We start from the raw sequence: 17,986 nt of genomic DNA on the forward strand, positions 1-17,986 counted from the left end.
GGTTCCCCCGCCGGCGACCCCCCGCTCTTGGGGAACCGAACCCCCACCCCCCCCCCCCCCCCCCCCCCCCCCCCCCCCCCCCCCCCCCCCCCCCCCCCCCCCCCCCGCCAGGCAGGCTCCCGCCTCCCACCCCCCGACCTGTCCGTCCCTCCCCCTCCTCTCCCCTTTCCGTTCCCCTTCCTTGCCCTTGTACGAGTTTCCGAGGACTCCCATGACGACCGTCACCGAAGACGCCGCCGCCCCGGCCCGCCAGAACCTGCCCGCCGAGGAGCGTCACGCCACCGAACTCGCCTTCCTCGCCGCCCAGGACACCGGCCCCCGCCCGCCGGGCTGGGCGCTGACCCCGCGCGCCGTCGTCACCTTCGTCTGCGGCAGCGACGGCACCGAGCTGACCCTGCCCAAGCGCCGGGCGGGCCTGCCCACCAAGCTGGTCATCGCCCCCAAGTTCGTCGGCGCACGCGCCCTCGTCGAACGCTGCGTCGTCACCCTCGCCGGCGAGCGCGGCCTCCTGCTGACGGGCGAACCCGGCACCGCCAAGTCGATGCTGTCCGAACTGCTCGCCGCCGCCGTCTGCGGCACCAGCGCCCTCACCGTGCAGGGCACCGCCGGCACCACCGAGGACGCCTTCCGCTACGGCTGGAACTACGCGCTGCTGCTCGCCCAGGGACCGACCCCGCAGGCCCTCGTCGACTCCCCGGTCCTCTCCGCCATGCGCACCGGACGCGTCGTCCGCGTCGAGGAGATCACCCGCTGCCTGCCCGAGGTCCAGGACGCCCTCGTATCGATCCTGTCCGACCGGCGGGTCAGCGTGCCCGAACTCGCCGCCACCGAGGACGCGGTGGTCAGCGCCGCCCCCGGCTTCACGGTCATCGCCACCGCCAACCTGCGCGACCGCGGCGTCTCCGAGATGTCCGCCGCCCTCAAGCGCCGCTTCAACTTCGAGACCGTCGACCCGATCGCCGACGCCGACGCCGAGGCCACGCTGATCCGCCGCCAGGCGGTCGCGGCCGTCCAGCGCGCGGGCGCCCCGTTCGGCGTCGACGACGCCGTGCTCGACGCGCTGGTCACCGTCTTCCGGGACCTGCGCTCCGGGCGCTCCGCCGAGGGCTGGGACGTGGAACGCCCCGGTACGGTCATGTCCACCGCCGAGGCCGTCCAGGTGGCGACCTCGCTGGGCGTCGCGGCCGCCTATCTGCCCGGCGGCGACGTCCTGGACCTGCTGCCCGGCCACCTCCTGGGCGTGGTCCGCAAGGACGACCCCGCCGACCACGGCCGCCTGCTCGGCTACTGGGACGGCCCGGTCCGCCGCCGCGCCGAGGACGGCTCGGCCATGTGGCGCCGCCTGTGGGACCTGCGCGGGAGCCTGCGATGACCACCACCACCGCCCTGTCGGCGGGCGCTGCGGCGCCGGCCGCCGTCCCGGATCCGGACGCCGATCCCCGGGGCACGATGGAAGCGCTCGCCGCCTCCCGGACGCCGTACCTGCTGGGGGTGCGCCACCACAGCCCCGCCCTGGCCGCCGTGGTCCCGGCCCTGCTCGACGCCTCCGGGGCCGAGGTCGTCTGCGTCGAGCTGCCCGCCGAGTTCCAGCCGTGGCTGGAACACCTCGCGGACCCGGAGACGAAGGCCCCGGTCGCCCTCGCCGGCACCGGGCCCGACGGCGGACTGGCGTTCTACCCGTTCGCGGACTTCTCCCCGGAGCTGGCCGCGATCCGCTGGGCGCGGGCGCACGGCGCCGAGGTGCTGTGCTGCGACCTTCCGCTGTCCGACCCGCGCTGGACCCTGCGCGCGACCGCCGCCCCGGACACGGCCGCGGAACCGGTTCCGGACGCGCCCGTCGACGCCGCCCCGGACGCTGGTTCCGCCGCCGGTTCCGCCGGTTCCGCCGGCTCCGACTCCGGGGCGCGGGCGCGCTCGTACGCGGGTGCCCTCAGCGCGGCCGGCACCGGCCGGGACGGCGACGACCTGTGGGACCGGGCCGTGGAGGTCCTGGCCCCCGGTTGCACCCCGGAGGCCGTCCGCCGGGCGGCTCTCGGCGTCGGCTGGGCGCTGCGCCAGGACGCGGCCGCCGGCGTCCCCGCGGTGGACCTGGCCCGCGAGGGGCGGATGCGCGAGGTCATCGCGGCCGCGGCCGCCGGAGGCCGGCGCGTCGCCGCCGTGATCGGCGCCTTCCACGCGCCCGCCCTCCTCGACTCCGGCTCCCGAGCGGGTGACCGGGCCGCCGGGGACGGCGCCGACGGCGCCGACGGGGTGGTCGCGGGGGCGGGCGGGGCCGGGGCCGCCGTCACCTCGTTCGTCCCCTACTCCTTCGACCTGCTCGACTCCCGCTCCGGCTACCCCGCCGGCATCCGCGACCCGCTGTGGCAGCAGGCCGTCCTGGAGGCCGGCGGCGACCCCGAGCGCCTGCGGACCGCGGCCTCCGCCGCCATCACCGGCCTGTGCCGGGAACTGCGCCGGGCCGGCCACACCGCCGGCACCGGTGAGGCCGCCGAGACCCTGCGCCTCGCCTGCGACCTGGCCGTTCTGCGCGGCCTGCCCGCCCCCGGCCGCGGCGAACTCCTCGAGGCCGTCACCACCGTCCTCGGCCAGGGCGAACCCCTGGGACGCGGCCGGGCGCTGGCCCGCGCCCTCGAAGCCGTCCTCGTCGGCGCCGGCCGGGGCCGCACCACCCCGCACGCCCCCCGCTCCGGACTCGGCCCCGGCGTCGAGGCCGAGGTCACCGAGCTGCGGCTGCCCGGCCCCGAGGACCCCGCCCCCCGCGAGGTCCGCCTCGACCCGCTGCGCTCCCCGCTCGACCGGCGCCGCGAGGTGCTGCTCCAGCGGCTGGCCGTCCTGGGTGCCGGGTACGGGGAGCCGCTCGACGTGGCCGCCACCGGCGACGGCACCGCGCTCGGTACGAAGTGGCGGCTGAAGTGGACCCCTTCCGTCCCGGCCCGCCTCGACCTCGCCGGGGTCCGCGGCGTCACCGCCGCCCAGGCGGCCGCCGGCACCCTGCGCGACACCGCCCGCCGGGCCGCCGCCGACGGCGGCCCGACCCCCGCGCAGATCCTGGCCGGCCTGACCGCCGCCGCACGCTGCGACCTGCCCGAGCTGGTCACCGTACGCCTGGAGGAGGCGGCCTCCGTCCTGCCGCAGACCGCGGCCCTGCCCGAGCTGTTGGAGGCGCTGGACCTACTGGAAGGGCTCTCCCGCGGGCACTTCCCCGTCGACTCCGACGCCGTGCGCGCCACCGCGGGCGCGCTGGCCGGCGAGCTGCTCGACGCCGCTGTACGGGCCCTGCCCGGCCTCGCCGGCAGCGAGGACCCGGCCGATGCGCGCGCCCTCGTCGCCCTCGCCGACCGGGCCGCCGCCCGGCACCTCGGCCTGCGCATGGACGAGGCCCTCGCCGGGCTCGCCGCCGGCGGGTCCCCGCTCATGCAGGGCGCGGCACACGCCGTACGCGTCGTCCTCGACCTCGACGCGGCCGCCGCACTCGGCGACCGCGCCGCCGGCTGGATCGACAGCGCGGCCGCCGCGGACGGTCGGCGCGCCCTGGCCCGCCGGCTCGGCGGCCTGCTGGCCGCGGCCGGACCGCTGCTGCAGTCGTCCGCAGCCGCCCTGGTCCCGGTCCTCGACCGGGTCGACTCGCTCACCGACCACGACTTCCTGGACCGGCTCCCGGCCCTGCGCGGCGGGTTCGACGCGCTCGCCCCCGCCGCCCGCGACCGGCTGCTGGCCACCGTCACCGAACGGCTCGGCGACCGCATCGACCTCTCCCTCGACGCCCCGCCCGCCCTGCTCGCCCTGTGGGCCGCCGCCGACGCCGCCGGGGCCGCCGCGCTGAAGGCCCTGCCCCGCCCGGAGCACGAGGCCCCCGCCGAGACCCCGACCGCTGCTGCGGATCAGGCCACGCCCGCCCCGGCCGCGGATCCGGCTGCGGCCGAGGCCCCCGGCCCCGTACGCGGTCCCGAGCCCGGAGCCGGTCCCGAGCCCGGAGCCGGTCCCGAGCAAGGAGCCGGACCCGGAGCCGAGGTGGCCGCCGAGCCGCAGCGGCTCACCCCCGCCGACCGGTGGCGGCTGCTCCTCGGCCGGCAGCGCGACCGGCTGCCCGACGGTGCCCGCCGCTACGCCCGCGCCCTGGACGAGCTGTACGGCACGGGCCGCGGCGAGGGCTCCGCCGACCTGGACGCCGGCGCCGCGGGCGGCGGCGGAGGCCAGGACGCCTCGTTCCCCACGGCCCGCGAATGGGCCGACGAACTGCAGGCGCTCTTCGGCACGGACGTTCGCGAGGAGGTGCTCGCGGCCGCCGCCGACACGGGCCGCACCGACGTGCTGACCCAGCTCGACCCGGCCGCCGTGCGCCCCTCCGTGGAACTCCTCAGCTCGGTGCTCTCCCTCGCCGGCGGCCTGCCGGAGGCCCAGCTCGCCAAGCTGCGCCCGCTGGTGCGCCGCCTCGTCGACGAGCTCGCCAAGGAGCTGGCCACCCGGCTGCGCCCCGCGCTGTCCGGCCTCAACACCCCGAGGCCCAGCCGCCGTCCCGGCGGCCGGCTCGACCTGGACCGCACCCTGCGCGCCAACCTCGCCCACACCCGCCGCCTCGACGACGGCAGCCTCGCCGTCGTCCCGGAGCGGCCCGTCTTCAGCACCCGGGCGCGCCGCGAGGCCGACTGGCGGCTGATCCTGGTCGTCGACGTCTCCGGCTCCATGGAGGCCTCGGTCATCTGGTCGGCGCTGACCGCCGCCGTCCTCGGCGGCGTCCCGACCCTGTCCACGCACTTCCTGGCGTTCTCCACGCAGGTCGTGGACTTCACCGACCGGGTCGACGATCCGCTGTCGCTGCTGCTGGAGGTCCGCGTCGGCGGCGGCACGCACATCGCGGCGGGGCTGGCCCACGCCCGTTCCCTCGTCACCGTGCCGAGCCGCACCCTCGTCGTCGTGGTCAGCGACTTCGAGGAGGGCGCACCGATCGGCGGACTCCTCGCGGAGGTGCGCGCGCTGGCCGCGTCCGGCGCCCACCTGCTCGGCTGCGCCGCGCTCGACGACACCGGCACCCCCCGCTACTCGGTGTCCGTCGCCCGGCAGCTCGTCGCCGCCGGCATGCCGGTGGCCGCCCTCAGCCCGCTCGCCCTCGCCCGCTGGGTGGGCGACCGCCTCCGTGGAGAAACCCGTTGAGCACCGCCCCGTCGCCGCTGCCGCCCGTCGCCCCCGAGGTCCTCGCCGAAGCCGTCGAGAACCTCACCGCCCGGCTGCGCAAGAAGCTCGACGCCGCCATCGAGGGCTGCGCGGCCGGTACCCCCGCCGCCGAGCCGGCCGCCGACGGCAGCATCGGCTTCCGCTTCGGCGCGGACGCCGTCGTGACCCTGCGACCCGGGCTCGGCGGCGCCGTCACCACCGCCGAACAGGCCGTCTGCAGCTGCCTGCTGGCGCCACGCTGCCTGCACCGGGCCGCCGTCCTCGGCGCGGCCCCGCTGGCCGACGCGACACCGCCCGACGCCGAGCCCGACGCCGAGCCCGCGGCCGAGCCCGAAGTTGGGGCCGAGCCGGTGCCGGCAATGCCACTCGCCGCGGCGCAGCCTGCCGTGCCGGAGGATTCCGCGCCGGCGGACCCCGTATCCGCCCGCACCCTGACCGCCGCCCAGACCGCCGCCGCCTCCGCGCTGTGGCGGGCCGCCGCCGAGGCCCTCGCGGCGGGGGCCACGGCCGGCGGCGCGGTCGTCCAGGCCGAGCTGCTGCGCGCCGCCCACACCGCCCGCCTCGCCGGGCTGCCCCGCGCCGAGGCCGCCGCCCTGCGGCTCGTCCGCGGCCTGCGCGCCGCCCGGGAGCGCAGCGGCACCCACCGGCTCGCCGACCTCACCGCCGCCTTCCGCGAACTCCTGCACACCGCCGCCGTCCTGGCCTCCGGGTCCGCCGACCCCGCCCTGGCCGGCAGCGCCCGGCGCGCCTACCGGCCGGGCGGCAGCCTGCGGGTGCACGGCCTGTGCCGCGAACCGGTGCTGTCCGCGACCGGCTACGGGGGAGTGGTCACCCACCTGCTGGCCCCCGACGGGGGGCGCTACTCGGTCTCCGACGTCCGCCCCGGCGGTCTCGCCCGCGCCAGGGGCGCCGGCTCCGCCTCCGTGGCCCTCGGCGGCGCCGTCCTCGACCACGCCGGCCTGGCCCGCGGGGGGCTGCGCATCGCCGGGGCCACGGTGTCGCCCGACGGCCGGCTCGGCGCCGGCCGCGGGGTGCAGGCGACCCCGCTGCCGGGCATCCGCTGGACCGAGGAACCCGCCGCCGCCCTCTTCGCCCGCCCGGCGGCCGAGGCGGTGGCCGCGCAACTCGCCGACGCCGACCCGGACGCAGCCGGTCCCGCACTGCTGGGCTGCGACGTGACGGTGGTCGGCGCGGCCGGCGAGGACCTGCTGGTCCGCGAGATCCGGGCCGGGCAGGCCCCGGCGGCCCCGCTGCTGCGGCTGCGGGCCGCCCACCCCCACCCGGAACTGCCGCACGGGGAGAACCTGCGCCGCATCGCCGCCCACCCTGGCCTCGCGCTGCGCGTCCTCGGCCGGCCCGACCTGGACCGCGCCGCCACCCTGCGGCCCCTCGCCGTCGGCCCGGTGCCGGATGCGGAGCACACGCTGCGGCTGCCCGACGAATGGTTCGGCCGCGCCGACCTCGGCTACGAGCGCCTCCAGGGCAGCCACTTCCCGCCCGGCGCCGCCCCCGGAGCGGGGCCCCGCGCCGTGGACCCCGGGCCGGACCCGCTGGCCGACGCGCCGCTGTGGCGGGTGCGACGCCTGCTGGAGACCGGGGTGGCGGGCGGGCGGCGGGCCGTCGCCGAAACGGCCCGCGGCAGCGGCTCGCAGGCCGCGTACGGGCCGCTGCGCCGGGCCGGGTTCACCACGGCCGCGGAGCTGGCGACGGCCCTGGCCGCGGAGGCGGACCGGCGCCCCCGCGACGCGTTCGGCCGCCTCACCGACCCCTCGGCCGACGGCTACGCCCGGGCCTGGCTGTCCGCGGCCACCCACCTGGCCGCCGCCGAGAGGTTCCTGGTGGCCGCGTCCTGGGCCTGAACCGGCCGCCTGAGGGCACAGCGCGTACGGGCACGGTCCGTACGGGCGCTCAGCGCGTGCGGGCCCGGCCCAGCCGGGCGGGCCCGCGCAGCCAGGCGTCGAGTACGGCGAAGTCGGCGTCCGTGAGCCCGAACCGGGCGTCGACACGGTGCAGCAGGGCCGGGCCCGGGTGGTGCGCGTCCACCCAGGCCCGGTCCGCGGCCGCGATCTCGTCGTCGACCCAGGCGAACGGCCGCCCGGCCGCGTGATCGAGGAGGACGCTCACCTTCCAGTGCGGCCGGCTCGGCCCGGCCCCCGGCCCGTCCTCCTCGGCCGGCTCGGGCAGGGCCACGACCGGCAGCTGCGGCAGCCCGATCCGCGGCCCGACCCACGCGTTCGCGTCGTCCATCCAGGTCGTGGCCCACACCAGGGAGCAGGGCAGGGCCAGCAGCCGCGTACCGAGCGCGGGATCGAGCCGGGCCAGCAGCGGGTTCCCGTCGTCCGCGGGCCCGTACAGCGGGTAGCCGTGCGGGAGTTCCCGGGGCGTCGCCCCGAACGGGATCAGCGGGCCGTCCACATCGAGGAAAAGGACGGGCTGGAGGGGCTGCACGGGTTCCATCAGCGCGATCATGCCGCAGACACAGCGGCCGCCGCAGCCCAGATCCCGCCGAGGGAGCGGGCTACCCCTGGCGCGGCTTGGCCCGTACGTGCACGCGTTCGCTCTGCGGGCCGAACAGGCTGAGGATCTCCACCGGTGCCTCGCCGGTGGAACCGAACCAGTGCGGCAGCCGGGTGTCGAACTCCGCCGCCTCGCCCGCCTTGAGGACGAGGTCGCGTTCGGCGAGGACCAATCGAAGCCTGCCGCTCAGCACGTACAGCCACTCGTAGCCCTCGTGCGTCCGCGGGTCCGGCGTGCTGCGGCCGGCCGGGATGACCATCTTGTAGGCCTGGAGCCCGCCCGGGTTCTGGGTCAGCGGCACGATCGTCGTGTCCGCCCGCCTGATCGGCTTCAGCCGCACCCGCGGATCGCCCACGGGCGGCGCCCCGACCAGCTCGTCGAGCGGCACGGCGTACGCGCGCGCCAGCGGCAGCAGGAGTTCCAGGTTGGGCTTGCGCTCGCCGGACTCGAGGCGGGACAGCGTGCTGACCGAGATGCCGGTGGTCTGCGACAGCCGGGTCAGGGTGATGCCGCGCTTCTTGCGCAGGGCCCGCAGCCGCGGACCCACGGAGGCCAGGACAGCGGCATCGTCGTTCGCCATGACGGCAAGCCTACGGGGCCGGCTCCGCGGCCTCCCGGGCGTCCCACAGGTCGCACCGGTGCTCCGCCCGCGCGTCCACCGGGGCCGTGCCGTCCGGGCCGGGCACGAGGGACAGCACGGGCGCGCCCGCTCCGAAGCGGGGCCACTCGGGTGCTCCCGCCGCCCGGGGCACACCGGTGCGGGCGAAGCCCGTCCAGTAGTCGACCATCCGGTCGGCCAGGGCGCGCTGCGGCCCGGTCAGGGCCACCGGCACGGTGAACAGGTAGGGCAGTTCGAAGCCGTGCGCCGCGCCGTACGGGAAGCCCTCCAGCGCGGGCAGCCCGGTGGAGTTCGGCGCCTCCCGGTCGCCGAACCGGTACGCGTACGTCGGCACGTACCGGGCCAGGGCCCGGGCGTCCCGCAGGGCGGGGCAGACGAACGAGGCGTCGGTCACGACGGCGGCCCAGGCCAGGGCGGGCGTCGGGTGGCCGTCCACCGGGTAGCGGGCCTCCACGGCCGGTGCGGTCCGCGCCCCGAACGACCGGACCAGGCGTGCCCGGTAGGCGGCCGCGTCGGCGATCGGGAACGCGGGCAGGGTGGTCCGCAGGAAGAGCCGCATCTCGTCGAGGTTGGCGCCCTGGACCACCGGAACGCGGTGGAAGAGCCCCGCCGCCAGGGCCCGCCGGGGCTCCACGGGCAGCATGCCGTTGCCGTACGAGACGAACGAGAAGCGCTGCATGAGTTCGCCGGTGGCCAGCGCCGCCCCGTCCAGCGCCCGCAGGCAGTCCAGTGCGGCGGCCGGGTCCGCCCGGCCGCAGCCGAGGGCGGCCGCGGTGGCGGCGCCCGCCGCGGTGGTGGCCGCCTCCGGGACGAAGGGTTCGTACCGGGGCTGGGCGGGCAGGACCGCACCGGGCGGAGAGGAGAGCGAGCAGCTCCCGCTCTGGACGACCGCCCGGTGGAACAGCCCGGCCGAGCCCGGGGAGGTGAGGTGGGCGCACACGCTGAGCGCTCCCGCGGACTCCCCGAACACCGTGACATCGTGCGGGTCTCCGCCGAAGCTCCGGACGTTCGCCCGGACCCAGCGCAGCGCCTCCTGCTGGTCGGCGATCGCGAAGTCCGGGGCCCCGCCCAGCCCGGGATGCCCGAACAGGCCGAAGATCCCGAGCCGGTAGTTGGCGGTGACGACCACCGCGTCCCCGCGGACGGCGAGGCGGTCCGCCCGGTACGGGTCGGCCGCGCCCCAGGCGAAGCCGCCCCCGTGGAACCACACCATGACGGGCCGCGGACGACCGCCGGCCGGCGCGGGACGGGGCGGTGCGGTCACGTTCAGGTAGAGGCAGTCCTCCGAACCGGTGGGTGCGCCGGGCCCCTGTTCGGGCGTCTGCAGACAGCGGGAGGCGGGTGCCCCGGCGTCGCGGACGCCCTCCCGGCGGGCCGGGGGCCGGGGGAGCCGCCAGCGCAGCGGGCCCGTCGGGGGAGCGGCGTAGGGGATGCCCTCGAAGGTGTCGTACGTGCCGTGGGCGCGCCCGCGCACCGGCCCCTGACCGGTGTCGACGACGGGGTCGCCTGCCCGTGTCGTCCCGGTCCGCACCGTCCCGCCGGCGCCGGCCGCGGGGGCGGCGCCCGTCGCGGCGGCCAGCAGGAGGGTGCCGAGCAGGGTGGTCACACGTCCGGCGCGGCGCGTTCGGGTCACGGTCGACCGCCTTCCGTCCTGGGGCAGAGGGGTGGGGGGCGTGGCGTGGCGTCCGGCGGGCTCACTTCCGGCCGAGCACGCCCCGTACGTAGGCTGCTTGGCCGGCGTGCTGCAGGTCGTCGGCGAGGACGCTGACCAGCCGCACGCCCAGGGTGACCGGCGGGTCCCAGCGGTCGTCGACGATCCGTTCGAGGTCGGCGGCGGCGAGCCCGCGGATGAACCCGAGGCTCTGTTCGTGCACGGCGTCGAAGTAGCCCAGCAGCAGCTCGCCGGAGTCGACGCGGACCATCCCGACCAGCTTGGCGCTGTGCCCGAAGCCGGTGTCCGCGGCGGGCAGCGGCAGTGCGAACCGGGACGCCCAGTCCTGGGCCGTCCAGACCTGTTCGAGGCCCGACGCGTCGGCCACGTGGTCGTCCTGCACCCGGGTCAGGTGCCACACGAGCCAGGTGATCGAGTTCGCCTGCGGGTCGATCCGGGCGTTCAGGCCGTCCGCCGACAGCCCCTCGACCGCCTCGTGCACCACCTCCCGGATCCGCTCGTACCCGTCGGCCAGTACCTGTGTCGCCTTCATCCACCGTCCCCGGATCCGTCCGTACCGCTGAGCTGCCGTCTGCACACGGCATCGGCCGGAGCCCTGCGGCTGCCGGCCGATGCCCCTGACCATCGACGCCTACATCGGATCCATACCCCGATCGTCGATCTTGCTCTCCTGCTCGCTCTGCTCCTGCAGGCGGCGGGCCTTGTCCTGGAGGCGACGCCGCTCCTCCGGGTCGGTGGAGCGCTCGGCCGCCCGGTTCAGCTCCTGCGCCTTCTCGCGCAACTGCCGGACACGGCCGCTGGATCCGCTGGATGCATTCATGATCACTCCTCGGGGGTGGGGGGTAGGAAGAGCGGATTCAGCGAAGCAGCAGTGCCGCGGGGACGCATCTCGAACCGGCGCCGCGCACGGTCCGCGCGGGGCGGGTATTCTCCGTTCGACCCGCGCGAACGGCGCAGCGCGGTCGGGTGACGGCATCCCGACACCGGCGCGGCGGCGGCCGCCCCCGGGGTGGGCCGGGATCCGTCTCCCGGGCGCGGGCCGTTGGTGGCTCCCCGCGCAGTTCCCCGCGCCCCTGGGTGGGCCGGGGTTCGCTTGCCGGGCGCGGGCCGTTGCTGGTTCCCCGCGCAGTTCCCCGCGCCCCTAAGGGGGCTGGGTTTCGGTTGTCGGGTGCGGGCCGGCGGCGGTTCCTCGCGCAGTTCCCCGCACCCCTGGGGGAGTCCGGCTCGGCTGTGAGGTGGCGGTCGGGGGGTGCCGCTCAGGGGCGCGGGGAACTGCGCGCTCAGCCACGGACGGCCCGCAGGCGGCCGGCGACGGGCCCGTCACGCCGGCGGCACCGCCGGCCTACCGGTCAGCCGGGCTCGGGGCGGCGGCGACGACGGGAGCCGGCGGCTCAGCGCGCCGACGCGGAACCCGCACCGCTGCGGCCCCGCCCCCGCGGCGGCCTGCGCGTACGGGTCCAGGCCAGCAGGTCCTTCTCCCGCCACGTGTTCACGACCCGTTCGGCGGTCACCCCGCATTCCACGGCCCGCTCGCAGCCGGTCGGCTGCCAGTCCAGCTGGCCCGGCGCATGCGCGTCCGTGTCGATCGCGAAGAGCGTCCCCGCCTCCACCGCGAGCCGCAGCAGCCGGCGCGGCGGGTCCAGCCGCTCGGGGCGGCTGTTGATCTCCACGGCGGTTCCGGATTCGGCGCACGCCGCGAACACCGCCTCGGCGTCGAACTGCGACTCGGGGCGGGTCCGGCCGGTCACCAGCCGTCCCGTGCAGTGGCCCAGCACGTCCATCAGGGGGTTGCGCACGGCGGTGAGCAGCCGCCGGGTCATGGCGGGCGCTTCCATCCGGAGCTTCGAGTGGACGGAGGCGACGACGAGGTCCAGCCGGTCCAGTAGTTCCGGTTCCTGGTCGAGGGTGCCGTCAGGGAGGATGTCGCACTCGATGCCGGTCAGGAGCCGGAAGGGCGCCCAGGTCTCGTTCAGCTCCGCCACCACGTCCAGCTGCTCGCGCAGCCGGTCCGGCGACAGACCCCGCGCCACGGTCAGGCTCGGCGAGTGGTCGGTGAGCACGGCCCACTCGTGGCCCAGGTCGGCCGCGGTCCGCCCCATCGCCTCGATGGTGCTGCCGCCGTCGGACCACTCGGAGTGCAGGTGGCAGTCGCCGCGCAGGGCCCGGCGCAGCGCTAGGGCGGCGGGTGTGGCGGGCGGGCCCTCGGGGTGCGCCGCGACCTCGTCCTCCAGTTTCTGCAGGTAGTCGGGCACGGCCCCGCCCAGGGCCTCCCGCACCACCTGGGCGGTCTTCGGCCCGATGCCCTTGACCGTCTCCAGCGTTCCGGCGGCGGTCCGCTGCGCGACCTCGTCCTCGCCCATCCGCGTCAGGGTGTCCGCCGCCGTGCGGAAGGCCCGTACCCGGTAGGTCGGCGCCTGGCCGCGCTCCAGGAGGAAGGCGATCCGCTGCAGTGCCGCGACGGGGTCCATCGACCACCTCCCGATCCGGCCGGTTTCCTCCCAGTTTCCCCCGTGGTGCCCCGGCCGCAGGTCGACCCCGAATCCTCAAAGCAAAGCTTTGGAGGGTCATAAGTTAGGGTTATGAGGCTATAAACGGGGGGCGGGTGCCGGGTTAGGGTGCCCTTAGTTTAAGGTGCCCTTTGATCCAGTTTTTCGGTCGAAGGGAACAACTCATGCCTCGCCCCCTGCGGGTAGCCATCGTCGGAGCCGGCCCGGCCGGAATCTACGCCGCCGACGCGCTGCTGAAGTCCGAGGCCGCCGCCGACCCGGGGGTGTCCATCGACATCTTCGAGCGGATGCCCGCCCCCTTCGGTCTGATCCGGTACGGCGTCGCCCCCGACCACCCGCGGATCAAGGGCATCATCACCGCCCTGCACCAGGTGCTCGACAAGCCGCAGGTCCGGCTCTTCGGCAACGTCGACTACCCGGGTGACATCACCCTCGACGAGCTGCGTTCCTTCTACGACGCCGTGGTCTTCTCCACCGGTGCCACGGCGGACCGCGCGCTCCCGATCCCCGGTGTCGAGCTCGACGGCTCCTACGGCGCCGCCGACTTCGTCTCCTGGTACGACGGCCACCCCGACGTCCCGCGCACCTGGCCGCTGGAGGCCGAGAAGGTCGCCGTCCTCGGCGTCGGCAACGTCGCCCTCGACGTCGCCCGCATCCTCGCCAAGACCGCCGACGAGCTGCTCCCGACCGAGATCCCGGCGAACGTCTACGACGGCCTGAAGGCCAACAAGGCCCTGGAGATCCACGTCTTCGGCCGCCGCGGCCCCGCCCAGGCGAAGTTCAGCCCGATGGAGCTGCGCGAGCTCGACCACTCGCCCAGCATCGAGGTCATCGTCAACCCCGAGGACATCGACTACGACGAGGGCTCGATCGCCACCCGCCGCTCCAACAAGCAGGCGGACATGGTCGCCAAGACCCTCGAGAACTGGGCGATCCGCGACATCGGCGACCGCCCCCACAAGCTGTTCCTGCACTTCTTCGAGTCGCCCGAGGAGATCCTCGGCGAGGACGGCAGCGTCGTGGGCCTGCGCACCGAGCGCACCGAGCTCGACGGCACCGGCAACGTCAAGGGCACCGGCCAGTTCACCGACTGGGACGTGCAGGCCGTCTACCGGGCCGTCGGCTACCTCTCGGACGAACTGCCCAAGCTGCCGTGGGACGTCGCGACCGGCACCGTACCGGACGAGGGCGGCCGCGTGATGGAGGCGGGCCAGCACCTGCAGTCCACGTACGTGACCGGCTGGATCCGGCGCGGGCCGATCGGCCTCATCGGCCACACCAAGGGTGACGCGAACGAGACCGTCGCGAACCTCCTGGAGGACCACGCGGCCGGCCGCCTGCACGCCCCCGCCGAGCCCGGCCCGGACGCCGTCGAGGCCTTCCTCGCCGAGCGGAACGTCCGCTACACGACGTGGGAGGGCTGGTACCGGCTGGACGCCGCCGAGAAGGCGCTGGGTGAGCCGCAGGGCCGCGAGCGCGTGAAGATCGTCGAGCGCGAGGACATGCTGAAGGCCAGCGGGGCCTGATCCCGCGACAGGGGCCCGCCGGCAGCGGCGGGCCCCGCTGCACGCCCGCCGGGGCCCGGGACCTCCTGTCCGACCGGGCCCGCCCGTGCGCGTCCGGCCGGGCGGCCTTGCTAGGTTCCTGTCCCGCACGGGAAACAGCGCAGTCGCGGGAGGCCGTCATGCACGTCGTACCGGGTGGCGCAGCCGTGCCCGGCGGGAGTCGGGCCAGGGTCCTGCGCGCCGGCGACCGGCCGGCCGTCGCCTGGAAGAACGGCGGCGGCGTGACCCGGGAGATCGCGGCCTGGCCCGAGGGGGCCGGCATGGACGACTTCGTGTGGCGGGTGAGCCTCGCCGAGGTGGCCGCGGACGGGCCGTTCTCGGCCTTCCCCGGCGTGGACCGCATGCTCACCCTCGCCGAGGGGGCGGGCATGGACCTCACCGTGGCGGGCGCCCGCCGCGTGGTCGGCGAGCGGTTCGCCCCGCAGGACTTCCCCGGCGACGCACCGACCGACTGCAGGCTGCTGGCCGGGCCCGTCGTGAACTTCAACGTGATGTACCGCCGGGGCGCCGCCCCGGCCGAGACCGCCGTCGTCCGCGGCTCGCTCGCGCTCACGGCCGCGCCGGACGAGATCCTGCTGGTCGTCGCCCTGGAGGGCGACGCCCGCATCGAGGTCCCGGGTGCCGCCGGTGAAGCCGACGGCGGGAGCCTCGCCCTCGGCCGCCACGACGCCGCCCTGATCGGCGGGTCCCCGGCCTACGGGCCGTTCGCGGGGCTGCTGCGCAGCCCCGGACACACTGCCGTGGTCCGCCTTCCGGGCCGCCGGCCCGCGTAAGGCGCCGCCCCGACGGGCGCACGTTCTACGCGTTCGTTCTCCCCGCGCGTTCTACGCGTTTCGGACTACGCGTTCTTCTCCAGGCCCGGGCGCAGGCGCCCCAGCAGGGCGTACAGCGTCGCACGCTCGTCCTCGCCGAGCGTGTCGAGCGCCCCGTGCGTGGCCTGCATCTCCTCCCGGACCCGCCGGATGATCTCCCGGCCGGCATCCGTCGCCACCACGTTCTTGACCCGCCGGTCGGCCGGGTCGGGCTCGCGCCGCACCAGGTCACGGGCCTCGAGGCGGTCCACGATCCCGGTGACGTTCGACGCGTCGCACACCAGCAGCGTGGCCAGCCCGCGCATCGGCAGCGGGCCGTCGAGCTGGGCGAGGACCTTCGCCTGCGTGGAGGTGAGCCCGTAATGGGCCGCCGCGGTGGCGAAGTCGCGCCACTGGGCCGTACCGATGGCGGCGAGCAGCTCCAGCAGCTGGAGCTTGGTGGGGGTCTCGGGGGCGGTGGTGCTCATGCTTCGAGCGTACTCAAGATCATTGACATTATCAACTATTTACTTGACCACCTTAATCATTGGCCTCTACCGTCTGTGGAGTTACTTGATGACGTCAAACATCTGCGTTCTGAAGCAGTGAGAAGGTTTCCCCGGAACATGAGCACCGCCGCCCCCACTCCCGCCGACGGCAGGACCCGCAACGAGACGGTCATCGTCTTCGCCCTGAGCCTCGCCGCCATGGTCGTGTCGATGATGCAGACCCTGCCGGTCCCGATCCTGGGCCTCATCCGCACCGACCTCGGCGCCTCGACCGCCGGCGTGAGCTGGGTGACCACCGCCACGCTGCTCTCCGCCGCAGTCTTCACCCCCCTGCTCGGCCGCTTCGGCGACCAGCACGGCAAGAAGACCACGCTGGTGGCCGTCCTCGGCGTCATGGTGGCGGGCTCCGTCATCGCCGCCGTCGCGACCTCGCTCCCGCTGCTGATCCTGGGCCGCGTCCTGCAGGGTGCCGCCACCGCGATCTTCCCCCTGGCCCTGTCGGTCCTGCGCGAAGAAGTCCGGCCGCAGAAGCTGCCCGGTGCGATGGCCCTGGTCAGCGGCACCCTCGCGTTCGGCAGCGGCCTCGCGCTCGTCGCCACCGGTCTGCTCACCTCCGGCGACGACGCCGACTACCGCAACGCCTTCTGGATGGCCACCGGCTTCGCCGCGCTCGCCCTCCTCGCCGTCGTCTTCCTGGTTCCCGCGACCCGCCACAAGACGGGCGGCCGCACCGACGTCCTCGGTGCGCTCACCCTCGGCCTGACCCTCCTGCTGCTCCTGCTGCCCATCTCGCAGGGCCACGACTGGGGCTGGACCTCCGGCCGCACCCTCGGCAGCTTCGCCGGCGCCGCCGTCATGGCCGTCCTGTGGGTCCTCACCGAGCTCAAGGTCGCCGAGCCCCTCGTCGACATGCGGATGTTCGTCCACCGCCCGGTGCTCATGGCCAACCTGGCCGGCGTCCTCGTCGGATTCGGCATGTTCGCGAACTTCCTCGGCGTCTCCTACCTCGTGCAGATGCCCGAGGCCCTCACCGGCTACGGCTTCGGCGCGTCCATCCTGCGCGCCTCCGTACAGTTCCTGCTGCCCGGAGCGATCGTCTCGCTGCTCGCCTCGCCCGTCGGCGGGCAGCTGGTCCGCCACCGCGGCCCGCGCGCCGCGCTGGCCCTGGCCGCCGCCCTGGGCGCCCTCGGCTTCGGCTGGCTCGCCCTCGACCACGGCCACACCGCCTCCGTGATCGGCGCCGGCGTCGTCGTCGGTGCGGCCGTCAGCTTCGGCTACGCCGCGATGCCGGCCGTGATCATGGCGAGCGTCCCGCACCACCAGAGCGGCATCGCCAACGGCATCAACTCGATCTCCCGCTCCACGGGCAGCGCCATCGGCAGCGCCGTCGTCACCACGATCCTGGCCTCGAAGACCATCGAGCACCTGCCCACCGGCGTCCCCGCCCTGCCCGCCGAGTCCGGCTTCACCGCCACCTTCTGGATCGGCGCCGCGGCCTTCGCCCTGGTCGCGGTCATCGCCCGGGTGGGACTGCGCGGTCGCCCCGGCCCCGCCGGCACCGCCGACGTAGCGGCCGACCGGTCCGCCCCGGCCCCCGCGGAGGCGGCCGCCCCCGCGAAGCTCGCCGAGCAGGTCTGACCCCGTCCCGGCCCCGCAGTCCGGGGGGACGGCACCGCACACGCGGGACGCCGTACCCCCGGACTGCGGGCGTTCGGGTGTGGGGGTGTCCGGGTGTTCTGCTGTTCTGGTGTTCTCAGACGTCGATGCGACCCATCAGGCCGCGCTGGTAGTCCAGCTGCGCCCGGCGGATCCCGGCGGCGTCGTTCATGACGAACGGGCCGGTGCGGGCCACCGGCTCGCCGATCGGCTCGCCGGCCAGCACCAGCACCTCGGCCGGGCCGCCGGGCGCCGAGACGGCGAACCGGTCCCCGTCCCGGGCGAGGAGGGCCAGGTGGCCGTCGGGGAGTTCGGCGTCCGGGGTGGCCGCCGTCCCGGACAGGACGTACAGCATGGCGTTGTGCCCGGCGGGGACGGCGAACTCGGCGCGCCCGCCGGCCGCGAGGCGGGCGTGGACGACGAGGACCGGGGTGTGGGTGTCGAACGGCCCGCTCACCCCGTGGGTGGAGCCGGCGATCACCGTGAGCTCGCAGGCGCCGTCACCGGCCGCGACGGTGGGGATGTCGCGCGGCACCGACCCGTACTGGACGCGCGGCGGCGTCGCCTTGAGCCGGGCCGGCAGGTTGACCCAGATCTGCAGCAGGTGCTGCGGGCCGCCCCCGGCCAGCAGTTCGGGGGTCGGGCGGGCGAGGTGGACCAGGCCCGAGCCGGCGGTCAGCCACTGGACCTCGCCGGGGTTCACGACCCGTCTGCGCCCGTCGGAGTCGATGTCCTCCACGGCGCCGTCGATGACGTACTGGACGGTCTCGAAGCCGCGGTGGGGGTGCGGCGGCGTGCCCTTGGCCTCCCCCGGGCCCAGCACGTGCGGGCCGACCTGGTCGACCATGAGGAACGGGTCGACCAGGGGCAGTTCGGGCTGCGGGAAGGGGCGGCGGACCGGGAAGCCCTCGCCCTCGAAGGTGTGGAAGGGGCGGAACACCCGGGCGGTGGAGCGTACGGCGGTGGTGGTGTTCATGC

The 17,986-nt window shown here is 76.1% G+C and carries 14 protein-coding genes; 6 read left to right on the top strand and 8 right to left on the bottom strand.

All coding sequences use genetic code 11. The features are described 5' to 3' along the window. Window positions 1-211: 211 nt before the first annotated feature. The 3 genes from ACZ4VL_RS31085 to ACZ4VL_RS31095 all read left to right on the top strand — a co-directional run bounded on the left by ACZ4VL_RS31085 (window position 212) and on the right by ACZ4VL_RS31095 (window position 7,031). The gene (locus ACZ4VL_RS31085) at window positions 212-1,372 is read left to right on the top strand and encodes an ATP-binding protein (RefSeq protein WP_468206555.1); all 1,161 of its coding nucleotides are present in this window, start codon (window positions 212-214) and stop codon (window positions 1,370-1,372) included. A gap of 77 nt (window positions 1,373-1,449) precedes the next feature. Then, window positions 1,450-5,151 (top strand): vWA domain-containing protein, encoded by a 3,702-nt coding sequence (locus ACZ4VL_RS31090; RefSeq protein WP_468206632.1) that lies wholly within the window; start codon window positions 1,450-1,452, stop codon window positions 5,149-5,151. Continuing rightward, on the top strand, window positions 5,148-7,031 hold the full coding sequence (locus ACZ4VL_RS31095; RefSeq protein ID WP_468206558.1) for a hypothetical protein: 1,884 nt from the start codon (window positions 5,148-5,150) through the stop codon (window positions 7,029-7,031). The genes ACZ4VL_RS31090 and ACZ4VL_RS31095 overlap by 4 nt, the downstream gene beginning before the upstream one ends. A gap of 49 nt (window positions 7,032-7,080) precedes the next feature. Here ACZ4VL_RS31095 and ACZ4VL_RS31100 read toward each other — a convergent pair whose 3' ends face one another. The 6 genes from ACZ4VL_RS31100 to ACZ4VL_RS31125 form a co-directional block, all read right to left on the bottom strand. Further along, window positions 7,081-7,629 (bottom strand): HAD domain-containing protein, encoded by a 549-nt coding sequence (locus ACZ4VL_RS31100; RefSeq protein WP_468206561.1) that lies wholly within the window; start codon window positions 7,627-7,629, stop codon window positions 7,081-7,083. A gap of 61 nt (window positions 7,630-7,690) precedes the next feature. Continuing rightward, the gene (locus tag ACZ4VL_RS31105) at window positions 7,691-8,269 is read right to left on the bottom strand and encodes a helix-turn-helix domain-containing protein (protein ID WP_468206563.1); all 579 of its coding nucleotides are present in this window, start codon (window positions 8,267-8,269) and stop codon (window positions 7,691-7,693) included. Between the two features lie 10 nt (window positions 8,270-8,279). After that, window positions 8,280-9,941, bottom strand: a complete 1,662-nt coding sequence (locus ACZ4VL_RS31110; protein ID WP_468206566.1) for a carboxylesterase/lipase family protein — start codon at window positions 9,939-9,941, stop codon at window positions 8,280-8,282. 61 nt (window positions 9,942-10,002) lie between these two features. Then, window positions 10,003-10,512, bottom strand: coding sequence for a mycothiol transferase (locus ACZ4VL_RS31115; RefSeq protein ID WP_468206568.1), 510 nt, complete (start codon window positions 10,510-10,512; stop codon window positions 10,003-10,005). 99 nt (window positions 10,513-10,611) lie between these two features. Then, on the bottom strand, window positions 10,612-10,800 hold the full coding sequence (locus tag ACZ4VL_RS31120; protein ID WP_385668816.1) for a DUF6381 family protein: 189 nt from the start codon (window positions 10,798-10,800) through the stop codon (window positions 10,612-10,614). Window positions 10,801-11,371: 571 nt separating this feature from the next. After that, entirely contained in the window at window positions 11,372-12,448 is a 1,077-nt protein-coding gene (locus ACZ4VL_RS31125; RefSeq protein WP_468206571.1) for a PHP domain-containing protein, read from the bottom strand. Window positions 12,449-12,651: 203 nt separating this feature from the next. On the opposite strand from ACZ4VL_RS31125, the gene ACZ4VL_RS31130 reads away from it, so the two are divergent. After that, on the top strand, window positions 12,652-14,013 hold the full coding sequence (locus ACZ4VL_RS31130; protein ID WP_468206574.1) for an FAD-dependent oxidoreductase: 1,362 nt from the start codon (window positions 12,652-12,654) through the stop codon (window positions 14,011-14,013). Between the two features lie 158 nt (window positions 14,014-14,171). Further along, window positions 14,172-14,825 (top strand): HutD/Ves family protein, encoded by a 654-nt coding sequence (locus tag ACZ4VL_RS31135; protein WP_468206576.1) that lies wholly within the window; start codon window positions 14,172-14,174, stop codon window positions 14,823-14,825. Between the two features lie 65 nt (window positions 14,826-14,890). Here the strand turns inward: ACZ4VL_RS31135 and ACZ4VL_RS31140 are convergent, their stop codons facing one another. Then, a complete protein-coding gene (locus tag ACZ4VL_RS31140) occupies window positions 14,891-15,331 on the bottom strand; it encodes a MarR family winged helix-turn-helix transcriptional regulator (RefSeq protein WP_468206579.1) in 441 nt (146 codons plus the stop codon). A gap of 138 nt (window positions 15,332-15,469) precedes the next feature. On the opposite strand from ACZ4VL_RS31140, the gene ACZ4VL_RS31145 reads away from it, so the two are divergent. Then, entirely contained in the window at window positions 15,470-16,990 is a 1,521-nt protein-coding gene (locus ACZ4VL_RS31145; RefSeq protein ID WP_468206582.1) for an MFS transporter, read from the top strand. A gap of 115 nt (window positions 16,991-17,105) precedes the next feature. Here the strand turns inward: ACZ4VL_RS31145 and ACZ4VL_RS31150 are convergent, their stop codons facing one another. Next, complete coding sequence (locus ACZ4VL_RS31150; RefSeq protein WP_468206585.1) at window positions 17,106-17,984, bottom strand: pirin family protein; 879 nt, start codon at window positions 17,982-17,984, stop codon at window positions 17,106-17,108. Between the last annotated feature and the right edge of the window lie 2 nt (window positions 17,985-17,986).

Source organism: Streptomyces sp. NPDC029014 (assembly GCF_055564695.1).